This window comes from Fibrobacter sp. UBA3629, from assembly GCF_002374005.1.
Classification (GTDB): Bacteria; Fibrobacterota; Fibrobacteria; order Fibrobacterales; family Fibrobacteraceae; genus Fibrobacter.
Genome location: NZ_DFLC01000006.1, coordinates 185,926 through 197,089, shown reverse-complemented (window position 1 = coordinate 197,089; position 11,164 = coordinate 185,926). Strand labels below are relative to the sequence as shown.

Here is an 11,164-nt window from a genome sequence, read left to right as displayed (position 1 = left end):
ACGTCACCAACGGCCTCGTGGTTTACCCGAAGGTCATCGAGAAGCGCATCATGGCCGAACTCCCGTTCATGGCTACCGAAAACATCATCATGGAAGGTGTGAAGAACGGCGGTGACCGTCAGGAACTCCACGAAGAAATCCGCGTGATGTCCATGGAAGCAGGCAAGGTCGTGAAGGAACAGGGCAAGGACAACGACTTGCTCGAACGCGTGCTGAAGAACGAAAAGTTCCAGAAGCTCGGCATCACCGAAGCGAAGCTCAAGGAAATCCTCGACCTCCGCAAGTTCGTGGGCCGCGCTCCGGGCCAGGTTGTCAAATTTGTCTCTGAGGAAGTGCGTCCCGCCATTGAGGCCGTTCCGGATTGGAGCAACATTGATGCTGGAGAATTGAAGGTTTAATTATAAACCTCAATCTTGAATTGTCACCCCCGCCTTGAGCGGGGGTCTTTGTTTTGTATATGAAACAAAGTGTATAATATGCGGTGTTGTGACATGTTTTTGGTGCTTTTCTCACGGATTTTTGCGAATTGAGCCTCTTGACGTTTTTGTGGGCGCTTATTAATTTATATTGTGATAAAATAGGAGGACACAATGGACATTTCGAAAAAGAAGGTGGAAAAGAACCTAGCGTGGTCGCCTTCCACGCAAAAGAAACTCGCCTCGATGCTTGGGGTGTCGGCGGCTACAGTGCTTGCCAGTGCGGCGCTGACGGCATGCGATACGACTTCGGCAACCAGTGGAGATGTTATAGAGCCCACTTCCTCTGAGCAGATGACTTGCGGGGAAATGCCATGCGATTGGGAGTATAATGAATCCAGTTCTTCCCAGACTAGGCTTTCTTCCAGCAGTTATGAAATAGATTCGCTTGATGTGACTTCGGGCGAGGTAATTCCGCCGGAATATATTGAACCGGAATCTGGCTCCAACATCGACACCGGGCATCTGGAATCTTCTAGTTCGTCATACCAACGAATTGAATCGAGCTCTACGACGTCTGGCTTGCCGCATTCCTCTAGCGATGCAATCCTGCCGTCTTCCTCTTCTACGGAGTCGGGACCGCTTGCGGGCGATCCGGTTGTAACTGAACCGGTTGTAGAACCGGGGCCGATGTTGTCGGGGGTCATCGAGGATACGCCGGTACGCATGGATGAACCGAAGCAGTAATTTTCGCCAATGAACCTGGTTCTTTCTCTAACGGAACGGTGTAACCTGCGTTGCTCCTACTGCTACTACAAGGTGAGCCACGAGGCCCGCAGCCTAGTGATGTCGAGTGGCATTATGGAGGCGGCGATTAGGCTCGCCTTTGAACGCACTCTTTCGCTGAACCAGCGTTTTTTGAACATCACTTTCTTTGGCGGGGAGCCGTTACTTTGCATGGATTCCATCCGCAGGGGCGTGGACTTCGCGAAAGGCTTGGTGCATGAACGTTTTGGCGAAGACGTGTTGCTCGGGCCGCCGACTTCGAATACGACGTCGCCGAAGTTTCGCCTGCGTTTTGCAGTCAACACGAACGCCACCCTGCTGAACGAAGACATCATCGAGTACCTGAAGCGCGAAAAGTTCCGTATTTACCTCTCGCTTGACGGCCCCGAGGCGCACCACAACATCTGCCGCAAGCAGGTGGGCGGGGCGGGCTCCTTCAAGCTGATTGAACCGCATATTCCCGTGCTCACCAAGCTCGATACGGTCGTGCTTTCGGTGGTGACCCGCGACAACATGCGCTCGCTTTCCGATGCGGCCCGCTGGATACAGGCGCAGGGGTTCAGGAACATGACCGCCGCCGTGGATTTCGACGGCAAGTGGACGGGGGAGGAATTCGATGCCCTTGCCGCAGAATACGAGAAACTTGCCGAATTCTGGCTCGAACTCAAGCGCAAGAAAGTCCCCTTCTACCTGGGAACCATCCAGGACAAGTTGAAGTTCAGGCTTACTGGGCAGCGCCACCGCACGTCCAGCTGCCAGGTGGCCGAGGGCATTGTCGCCTGTGCCGCGAACGGGAACCTTTTCCCCTGCACGCGGTTTATCACGAGCAAGCCGGATGCTCCCTACATTTTGGGCAATGTCTTTGACGACCCAGCGCAAATCTGGAACGGAGCGGTGGCCCGCGATATCCTGGACTTCTTCAGTCGCGACAAGGAAGACTGCAAGGGTTGTGCCATACGCTTCCGCTGCCATGCGCACGAATGCGCCTGCACGTCATTCTATTCCACAGGGAATATCCACGGGGTGTCACCCGAGGTGTGCACGCACGAACGCATGCTCGCCGCAATATGCGACGATGCCATTTGCGACGATGCCGTTTGCGATGACGTCATAAGCGGATGATTCCTTTTTTATTATCTTTCGGTAGTCCCTGAATCGAGGAACTGCCCTATGAAAAAATTTGCGTCTATCCTTATGTTCTCCGCGTTGTCGGCCTTTGCTGAACCGCAGGTCTCCAAGGTTTCTTTCTTCGCCATTGGCGATGTGCTGATGCATTCCGCCATCTACGATGCCTGCGAAAAGGATGCGTCCAAGTGCGTGTTCGACAGGTTCTTTGCCAAATGGAAGGCCGATATCGATTCGGCGGATTATGCGTGCGTGAACCAGGAAACGGTCTTTGTTCCGCGCGAGGACAAGTATTCCTCGTATCCGACTTTCGGTTCGCCCGAGGAGGTCGGGCTTGCGGAATTAAATGCCGGTTTCAACATAGTCACTCATGCGACCAACCATACGATGGACCGCAAGGCGAAGGGGGTCGACTACACGCTAGATTTCTGGAAAGGCAAGCCCATGATGGTACTCGGGATCCACGGTACGGCCGAGGACCAGGCCCAGATCCGCTATGACGAGAAAAACGGAATCAAGTTCGCGTTCCTCAATTTTACCTACGGCCTGAATGCCCAGAAGATGCCGGATGACCGCCAGTACATGGTGGACATGCTCGATTCCGAGGGCAAGTGGCTGAAGCGCATCGCCGAGGCGGACCGCAACGCCGAAGTCGTGGTCGCCTTCCTTCACATGGGAACGGAATATACGGAGCTTCCGGACAAGGAATCGCTCGCGAGGGCGGAGAAGGCCATCGATGCGGGTGCCGACATCCTGGTCTGCGCGCACCCGCACGTGATTGAGCCCTTTGGCGTATTCAAGACGAAGAAGGGCAACAAGGCACTCGTGTTCTGGTCGCTCGGGAACTTCATCTCGAACCAGTTCCGTCTGGGGACGATTCTCGGGGGCGTCGCAAAGTTCGAAGTCCAGAAGACGGTCGATGGCGACAAGTCGAAGATCGAGGTGACCCGTGCAAACATGGAAGGTTCCATCACCTATTTCGACGAGAACGGCCACAGCACGGTTCCCCTGCGCGACTATACGGAAGAACTCCACGCGAAGCACCTGTGGCGCGAGACGGCCAAGGGTTTCACGTTCAAGTCGGTGAACGACCTTTACAAGCGCATCGTGAATAGCTATGCGAAGAGCAATCTGCAGCCCGTGTCGAAGGCGCTGCCTATCCGCGTAAAGCAGTTGCAGAAGTAATCCGCCGGAACGCGGATAGAATTAAGAGCACTGGATGTTTTGCCCGATCCTCAGGATGGAGGTTCGGGTAATCTTGTTTAGCTTGCAGAGTTTCTCGATGGTAGTCCCGTACATCTGGGCTATTTTTCCGAGCGTGTCGCCGGGGCGCACCCTGTGGAAGCGGTGCTTCGAGAGTTCGGCCTGGATGGCGTTGTGGCTGTCGATGGCGGGGGCTAGCGCGTAGCGCTCCGCGTTCGGGAGCAGTTCTCCCTTTTCGAAATCGAAGACGGTGGCGGGGTCGATGTTGACTTCGCCGTAGCGGATTTCGAAATGCAGGTGTGGCCCGCTGGAGCGGCCGGTGTTTCCGCCCTTTCCGATGAGCTGGCCGCCTTCGACGATGGCGCCCACTTCTACAAGTCGCTTCTGGAGGTGACCGTAGAGGGTTCGCGTCCCGTTGGCATGTTCGATCATCACGTAGTTGCCGTAGCCGCGCCTGTTGTATTTCGATACGACGACTTTTCCGGGGTAGGCGGCGACAACGGAATCGCCGATATGGAGGTGGAGGTCGACTCCGCGGTGAAGGCGGTGCTTGCGAATTCCGTAGGGGGAATTGAGGAGGGTGCCGTGGAGGGTCGGGAAATGCGCCCCGCTGAAGTCCAGGTATTCCATTTCGGCTTCGGCCGCTTCGACCTCGGAAGGATCCTGCGTGACGGCTTCGCTTACGGCAGAATCGGGTACGACAATTTCGGAATTATTTTCGGGAATGGTTTCGACGACTGTTTCCTGGATGGGGGCCTGTTCGGCGGCGGGTGCCATGGCTATGACTTCGTTGCCGGCAGAAAGCGCTGGCAGCATCGCAATAATCAAGGTGGAAACGCTCGAAACTTTCATGGCCCGCCAAGTTAGAAATTTTTCGGCGGCGATTCAAGATAGGGTGTGATGTGCGTTATGGACGGGATGTCTAAAATGTCGTTTTTTGCTAAAAAAGGCGGATTCTCCGGAATGCGGAAAGTGATAGGTGGAGAATTATACTAGTATTCCTGACAAAGACTTCAAAAAAGCATTGCTTTTCTTACGTAATGAATATATATTACTTGCATGATTCGTTTCTTTGGAGTGTCCGGCATGTCGGCGGGATAACCGTCGCCATCAGGAAAAGCTATTCTTACAGCATGGCGGACGAACTGCTCTCCATGTCCTGGTCGCAATGGGAAAACGGGACCTTCGTCACGAAGGGGACCGTCTCCTATGCGTACGACTCCTACGGCAGGCTTGAATCCGCCACGGAATCCGGCGGTGCGCGGGTGGACTATACCTACAGCCCCTACGGCAACGTGCTGACTACGCAGCGCAGTGACGGGAATATGGAAATATCGTCCTACGGCTCCGTGCACGATATCCACGGGCGGCCCCTCTCGCGGACCTATACGCGTGGCGGCGCGACGCTGTATTCCGAAACGCTTACTTACGACAACCCCGTGTCCGGCCGCTTGGGAGGCGTGGTGCATGATTACGGCTCCTTGCCCGGAGTCGGGGACGTTGTACGGACATCGTCCTATGCCTACGACAACCAGGGCCGCCTGGCTTCGGTGCAAGGCCCCCTTGCAGGACAGTACAACTATGACCTGTTCGGCCGTTTTGCAACGAAGACGGAGGGGGGCTCGTCGGTCCACTATATCTATGACGTAGACCGGTTCCGTCCGACGCGCATATCCTTCGGTCAGGGCACGGACGAATATTACCGCTATGACGCCTCTGGACGGATGTGGCTTGACAGGCAGGGGAAGACTGCCTACGAACTGAATTCCTCGGGCCTCCCTGACAAGGTCAGGATGTATTCCGAGGTGCCGGGCGACATGACCATCGACGATATCGGCGGCGACTTCATCTATGACAGCGAGACGGGTTACGAACGCTACGTCTACGGACTCGGTGGTTCCCGCATATACCGCTCTCGGACCTTGCGCCCGGTCGGCCTGCAGTACGAGGAGTCCGAGGTCCAGGGCATAGGCACGTGGCGCAAGAACCGGTTCGATGCCTACCAGTCCATGCTGCGCGAGGACCTTCCTGGCGGCGGCTTCCGCGATGCCGCCACCTCCGGCGCAGTCTACCCGCTGGTGGACCACCAGGGCAGCGTCCGTGCCTATGCCGGGACGGACGGCATCGTGGCTGCCTACGACTATTACCCGTACGGTGCTGTGTCGTCGGTTTATCTGTCGTCTTCCCCGGTGGGTGAGAGGCGTTGGCAGGACAAGGAACTTGACGACGCTACCGGCAACTACTATTTCGGCGCGAGGTTCTACAACCCGCTCCTGGGCATGTGGCTCACGCCCGACCCTGCCGGGCAGTACATGAACCCCTACGGCTACGGCGGCGACCCCGTCAACCTGATTGACCCGTCCGGGCTTTGGGCGATAGGCGCCGGTCTTGTGGTCGGCTACGACAGGGCGCACGGTTTCAGCGTGGGCGTCGGGGCCGCCTACGACATCGGCGTTGGGAGCTCGTTCAACGCGAGCTATTCGTGGAACTCCGACGGCTCGTACACAGCGAACCTCTCGGCTTCCATGAGCGTCCCCCTCCCGGGCGTGCCGCTCTGGGCTAATTTCGGCGGAGGCTATTCCTACAATTCGGAGACGGGCCACGCCCTGACCGGGCAGATGGGCACCTGTGCGGGTATCGGCGACCTGCTCTGTAGCGGGGTTAGTGTCGGCAGGGGTCTGTACTGGTCGAATAGCGAGTTCCTCGGCGGCACTGCGTATGTGGAGGCCTATGCAAGCGTGGGCGGAGTTTACGGGGCGTCGGCCGGCAGGGAATGGGGCTGCGGTGACGTGACCGGCCGCGGCTGGTATATGGGAATCAATGCCGCGGGTGCCTATGCGGGCGTGTCCCGCAACGGGGGGCTGGACTGGGGATTCCAGGAAGGTTTGTATTATAAGCTGCAAGATTTGGGAAAAGATCCCAATGGAAGAAAACGTCAATATGCCGGTTTGAGCGTTCCCACCCTTGGTATTTTTGGCGACTACTTCATGTATGATCACGGGAACAGGAATGAAAATCCAATACAAAAAGAGGTGATGGGAGAAAACGGGAAAGGGATAAACAGGAAAGATTTTGAAAAACTTGCTAAAGATAGGGGAATGAAATATGGACATTATTCTTTATTAGGGGCAGCTTTGCATGAACCGAATTCAGGAGATTTTATTTGGGGGCTTGTTAAAGGCTTCTTTACTGGAAATTATCCTAAAGCGACCGTTGACAAAATGTGGATGCAGAAAGGAAATATGCATTGGTGGCAGGTGCCCGCAGTAGAAGGTCTTTTTACTGTAGGAGGAAAATATTATCCTGCACCAAGCTATAACTATGGTAATAACTGGATTTCACATTTCTTTTTGGATATAATTCCTTATTGGGTATTTGATGCTTCGGGACTCTGATTATGAAAAAGTTTTTTTTCTTGCCATTAATGCTTCTTTTGACCTCTTGTTTTTACAGTGAAATGCGGGTAGAGTATGCTGTAGAGGGGTGTGATGAAAAAAAATTTTTTTGCATAGCGGACTATCCCTATACCCAAGAAGAAGTGGGTGATACAGTTGTTCCATATCATAGGTATTTTATTATGGAGATAGAAGATAATGATAAATATGGAATATATTTGCCTAAGGAAATAAAAGAGGAAGTATCGGCTGAAAACGTCGCTCTTGTGGATGAATATGGAGAAAATGTAGTAATGACGGTGATGCTGAAAAAAGGGTTAATGAATTCGAAAATTGAATTGAATAAAATAACATTTGAGCCGTCTTCGGTTAGAATAGTACAATTCTTTATTACAGTCCAAACACCATCTATCCAGTCTTACGAGATTGAGTTTCGGTTCGAGAAGAAGGATGGAACGGCTCATGTCTTTAATTTTAGAGTGAATCAAGAACGTAAAAAAAAGTGGTTTTTTATTCCTGTTGAATTGTTCAGAATGTAGAGATTAATTGTAATGTGATAGTAGAAATGCAGCCTATTTTTGGAAAATCATACAGCTAATTATTTTTGAAGATGCGTGAGCGAATAATCCTTGATTTGCATTGAATGAAGAAATCGCAAATACATTCTCTGCCCGGTGGCGGCTACCGCGACGCGGCTACATCTTCCGCTGTCTACCCCCTGGTCGACCACCAGGGCAGCGTCCGCGCATATGCGGGACCCTCCGGCATCGTCGCCGCCTACGACTACTACCCGTACGGTGCGGTGGCTGAGATCTATCCGGGAGGGACCCTGCCCGACGAGAGGCGTTGGCAGGACAAGGAACTTGACGATGCCACCGGCAACTACTATTTCGGCGCGAGGTTCTACAACCCGCTCCTGGGCATGTGGCTAACGCCCGACCCTGCCGGGCAGTACGTGAACCCCTACGGCTACGGCGGCGACCCCGTCAACCTGATTGACCCGTCCGGGCTGTGGGCGGTAGGTGCCGGTCTTGTGGTCGGCTACGACAGGGCGCACGGTTTCAGCGTGGGTGTCGGGGCCGCCTACGACATCGGCGTGGGTAGCTCGTTCAACGCGAGCTATTCGTGGAACTCCGACGGCTCGTACACAGCGAACCTCTCGGCTTCCATGAGCGTCCCCCTCCCGGGCGTGCCGCTCTGGGCTAATTTCGGCGGAGGCTATTCCTACAACTCGGAGACGGGCCACGCCCTGACCGGGCAGATGGGCGCCTGTGCGGGTATCGGCGACCTGCTCTGTAGCGGGGAGAGTGTCGGCGGGGGCCTGTACTGGTCGAATAGCGAGTTCCTCGGCGGCACTGCGTATGTGGAGGCCTATGCAAGCGTGGGCGGAGTTTACGGGGCATCGGTCGGCAAGGAATGGGGCTATGGGAATGTGGCCGGTCGCGGCTGGTATATGGGAATCAATGCTGCGGGTGCCTATGCGGGCGTGTCCCGCAACGGGGGGCTGGACTGGGGATTCGAGGAAGGTTTGTATTTTGGGGTGGGTGACAATTTTGGAAAGGTGTCTGCGAATGGAATGCAAAATGATGTTAGTATGGAATTTTGGAATCCTTATTTGGGAATTTTGGGACATTTTAAATTGGGAAATTCATATGATACAAGTAAAGAGGGTATTGGAAAAGTGGGGGGAAAGGAGTTACTAAAAATGCTTAATAGTACAGCAAATGCTTCAGCGCTTGTAAAACTGGTATCTGAAAAAGGAATGAATCTCAGTATGGAGGAAATGCGTGCTGTTGTGAATCACCTTGCAAATAATGGCTATTCGTCAATTGTTTTATCTTGGCCTTTTGATTGGAGTACAACATACGACAAATTGGTTGTGTGGAAAAAAGGAGAAAAAGGGTATCCTCATGTTGAATTTAAATATGCACAGGATGGTGGACAACGTGCGTTTAGTAGCTATAATTATGGAGGAAATGTATTTTCTCATCTTTTGATAGATTTTTTTGGGTATTATCTGCCAAGGATTGCTTACGGAATTGATGATTGATACGCTGAAATTTTTTTGCTTGTTTTCCTTCTTTGCGCTTTCTTATGCTGAAGATCGATGTGACTGGTTTTCAATAAAACCGCATGGAGAATCAAAAATCTATTACTCAAAGGCGTATGGAAAAGCATTGTTCCTTGATGAAAAAAAACCAGGGATTTATTTTGTTGTGCGAAGAAATGATGCTGAGGTGGATGTTTTTTTCTATGTAAATGATAAGAATGATGTTGTTCTATATATGGAACCGGGTTTTGTCCGGAATGAATCGACGGAGGATTTTTATCCATGTATAGATAAACACGTAAAAGCAAATTTAAATTATTACAAACAAACTTGTGGTTCTCGGAATGTTAAAGTGAATGAAAATCTATATGGAAAGACAGTTTCTTTTTTAGATCGTAATTTCTATAGCTTAATATTTTACTGTGATTGTGCAAGTGATTATTATGCCGAAATTTATCAAGTAAAACGTGATGGGAAAATTCGGATGGTGTCTTTTCATAACCCATTGTGCTTAGAGAAGAATTTTCAAGGTGATATGTTCTTGGAAGATTTCTTCTCTATAGCTAGAAGTATAGAAAAAATTGCTAATTATGAGACAGCGGTAAAGTGTAATTGGAGAAACCTTGTGAAAAATCCAGAAAAGTTTTCTTCGGAAAGATTCCGCACGAAGGATTATTTATTGATTTTAAACGGAAAAGACTGCCCCGCATTATGAAACGATTTTTTTTCTTGCTGTTCTTTTGCTGAATGTTTTATTGATTGCGAATGATGAATGTTCATTGGCGTATGATAGTTTTACTTTTTTATCGACAGCAAACTCTCAAGAAATTTTTGAATATCGTCAAGACGCATTTTCAAGTTTTTTTGGAAAGGATATCTTTCAAGGAGATGCTTTCTTTGTCTTCTATGAAAGAAATGGAATCCAGCGCCTGTATCGGCTGAATTTAAATGAGGATGAAAACCAGACAACCGTATATCAGTTGCCACGTGTGTCTATGCTTCCTTGGCTTAATCCAGAGAAATATATCGAAAAAAGAAATTTTCGTCTACAATATGCAGATGCAAAAGAATGTCGCAAAAATGTTTCGTTGGACTCTGAAATGGTCAAAAAAATTCAAGGAATAAATCTAGAGAAACATGCGTATTTGCATATTAGTTGTGAAATAAACAATCCGTCAAACCATTTTGGCGATATAATAATGGGCTATCTGCAACAACACGAAAAGAAGAAGTACTTCTATTATAGAAGGTTTAAGCTTGCTATTGATAAAAAGCCAAGAGAATTTGATATATATACGAAGGTGTTTGATTACTTTGAAGAAATTGACTCGTCAGTTGTTTTTTTGAGGTGTAAATGAAAGTTGTTTTATTTGTGATGAGTGTGCTTTTTTTTATATCGTGCGTTACGTTGAATCATTCTTCAACGCCCAATTACCGCATTGTGGAAAAAAGAGTGGATTATTTTGATGAGTGGAATATTACCCGGATAACCGGTGTAAATGTCTTGAAAAGAGGGCCTATAGAGGATAGTCAGGAAATAATTCTAAACCCAGAAAAGCTCTGTGCAAATCTATTTGGAAATAGGCGCTTTTGGGGTGGAAAAATTTATGCAGATGAATTGTCTGGCAATCTGTTGATTGAATGCTTTTCTATGAACGTTCCCATGAAAAGTGATTTTTTTGACATGGAGTTTTTGTTGTCTATATGGGATGGCCTTGTTGGCGTGAAAGATGATTCTTTGTACCATGTCGTCTATGGTGGGGATAGTCTGAGGGTGATTTCAGGTATGTTCTTTAATCATAGAATGATTTGTAATAATGAGAATATTGAAAATTGCAGTTTGAATGAAAAAACTGAATCACTTCGGAAAAAAATTTATTTTGATGGCCCTTTTTTTGAGATTTCTATTCCTGCGAATCAAAGGTTTTTTTCAATTACGATACAGACTAATCCTAACGATCTTGAAGGCTATAAACCCCTGCAACTCGACTCGTCCATTCTCCCACTCGAAAGCCCCGGCTATAAAAAACTTCGCGAGTACGAGGAGTCGTTGATGAGTCGTGAATAAAATTGCGTTTTTTTGTTGTAAGCGAATTTATGACTGAAAATTAGAAGAAAGAAAAATACCCGGACATGGTGAAATGTTTGCCGACGTAATCGCCCCTTGAACATGGCAAGGTGCTTGCTGA

10 protein-coding genes and 1 pseudogene are annotated in these 11,164 nt (G+C 50.1%); 10 read left to right on the top strand and 1 reads right to left on the bottom strand.

What is annotated here, in order from left to right; translation table 11 throughout:
* The 4 genes and pseudogenes from B2310_RS02010 to B2310_RS01995 form a co-directional block, all read left to right on the top strand.
* Nucleotides 1-398 (top strand): annotated as a pseudogene (locus B2310_RS02010) (adenylosuccinate lyase); the annotation flags it as partial.
* 192 nt (nucleotides 399-590) lie between these two features.
* Nucleotides 591-1,163 carry a hypothetical protein gene (locus B2310_RS02005; RefSeq protein WP_290726635.1) on the top strand — a complete coding sequence of 191 codons (573 nt, stop codon included), beginning with the start codon at nucleotides 591-593 and terminating at the stop codon, nucleotides 1,161-1,163.
* Between the two features lie 9 nt (nucleotides 1,164-1,172).
* Nucleotides 1,173-2,324: a radical SAM/SPASM domain-containing protein gene (locus B2310_RS02000; protein WP_290728320.1), complete on the top strand. Its 1,152-nt coding sequence runs from the start codon at nucleotides 1,173-1,175 to the stop codon at nucleotides 2,322-2,324.
* 48 nt (nucleotides 2,325-2,372) lie between these two features.
* The gene (locus B2310_RS01995; protein ID WP_290728318.1) at nucleotides 2,373-3,512 is read left to right on the top strand and encodes a CapA family protein; all 1,140 of its coding nucleotides are present in this window, start codon (nucleotides 2,373-2,375) and stop codon (nucleotides 3,510-3,512) included.
* Nucleotides 3,513-3,533: 21 nt separating this feature from the next.
* Here the strand turns inward: B2310_RS01995 and B2310_RS01990 are convergent, their stop codons facing one another.
* Complete coding sequence (locus tag B2310_RS01990) at nucleotides 3,534-4,382, bottom strand: M23 family metallopeptidase (RefSeq protein ID WP_290728316.1); 849 nt, start codon at nucleotides 4,380-4,382, stop codon at nucleotides 3,534-3,536.
* 188 nt (nucleotides 4,383-4,570) lie between these two features.
* On the opposite strand from B2310_RS01990, the gene B2310_RS01985 reads away from it, so the two are divergent.
* The 6 genes from B2310_RS01985 to B2310_RS01960 all read left to right on the top strand — a co-directional run bounded on the left by B2310_RS01985 (nucleotide 4,571) and on the right by B2310_RS01960 (nucleotide 11,043).
* Nucleotides 4,571-6,925, top strand: coding sequence for an RHS repeat-associated core domain-containing protein (locus B2310_RS01985; protein ID WP_290728314.1), 2,355 nt, complete (start codon nucleotides 4,571-4,573; stop codon nucleotides 6,923-6,925).
* Nucleotides 6,926-6,927: 2 nt separating this feature from the next.
* Nucleotides 6,928-7,464: a hypothetical protein gene (locus tag B2310_RS01980; protein ID WP_290728312.1), complete on the top strand. Its 537-nt coding sequence runs from the start codon at nucleotides 6,928-6,930 to the stop codon at nucleotides 7,462-7,464.
* 104 nt (nucleotides 7,465-7,568) lie between these two features.
* Nucleotides 7,569-8,975 carry an RHS repeat-associated core domain-containing protein gene (locus B2310_RS01975; protein WP_290728310.1) on the top strand — a complete coding sequence of 469 codons (1,407 nt, stop codon included), beginning with the start codon at nucleotides 7,569-7,571 and terminating at the stop codon, nucleotides 8,973-8,975.
* Nucleotides 8,968-9,690, top strand: a complete 723-nt coding sequence (locus B2310_RS01970) for a hypothetical protein (RefSeq protein WP_290728308.1) — start codon at nucleotides 8,968-8,970, stop codon at nucleotides 9,688-9,690. Before B2310_RS01975 ends, B2310_RS01970 begins: the two co-directional genes overlap by 8 nt.
* Nucleotides 9,691-9,715: 25 nt before the next feature.
* Nucleotides 9,716-10,333, top strand: coding sequence for a hypothetical protein (locus B2310_RS01965; RefSeq protein WP_290728306.1), 618 nt, complete (start codon nucleotides 9,716-9,718; stop codon nucleotides 10,331-10,333).
* Complete coding sequence (locus tag B2310_RS01960) at nucleotides 10,330-11,043, top strand: hypothetical protein (RefSeq protein WP_290728304.1); 714 nt, start codon at nucleotides 10,330-10,332, stop codon at nucleotides 11,041-11,043. Before B2310_RS01965 ends, B2310_RS01960 begins: the two co-directional genes overlap by 4 nt.
* Nucleotides 11,044-11,164 lie beyond the last annotated feature (121 nt).

Bases quoted from the DNA above. Each gene is read 5' to 3' on its own strand.
- B2310_RS02005 (WP_290726635.1), top strand. From the start codon at position 591: ATGGACATTTCGAAAAAGAAGGTGGAAAAGAACCTAGCGTGGTCGCCT.
- B2310_RS02000 (WP_290728320.1), top strand. From the start codon at position 1,173: ATGAACCTGGTTCTTTCTCTAACGGAACGGTGTAACCTGCGTTGCTCC.
- B2310_RS01995 (WP_290728318.1), top strand. From the start codon at position 2,373: ATGAAAAAATTTGCGTCTATCCTTATGTTCTCCGCGTTGTCGGCCTTT.
- B2310_RS01990 (WP_290728316.1), bottom strand. From the start codon at position 4,382: ATGAAAGTTTCGAGCGTTTCCACCTTGATTATTGCGATGCTGCCAGCG.
- B2310_RS01985 (WP_290728314.1), top strand. From the start codon at position 4,571: ATGAATATATATTACTTGCATGATTCGTTTCTTTGGAGTGTCCGGCAT.
- B2310_RS01980 (WP_290728312.1), top strand. From the start codon at position 6,928: ATGAAAAAGTTTTTTTTCTTGCCATTAATGCTTCTTTTGACCTCTTGT.
- B2310_RS01975 (WP_290728310.1), top strand. From the start codon at position 7,569: ATGAAGAAATCGCAAATACATTCTCTGCCCGGTGGCGGCTACCGCGAC.
- B2310_RS01970 (WP_290728308.1), top strand. From the start codon at position 8,968: ATGATTGATACGCTGAAATTTTTTTGCTTGTTTTCCTTCTTTGCGCTT.
- B2310_RS01960 (WP_290728304.1), top strand. From the start codon at position 10,330: ATGAAAGTTGTTTTATTTGTGATGAGTGTGCTTTTTTTTATATCGTGC.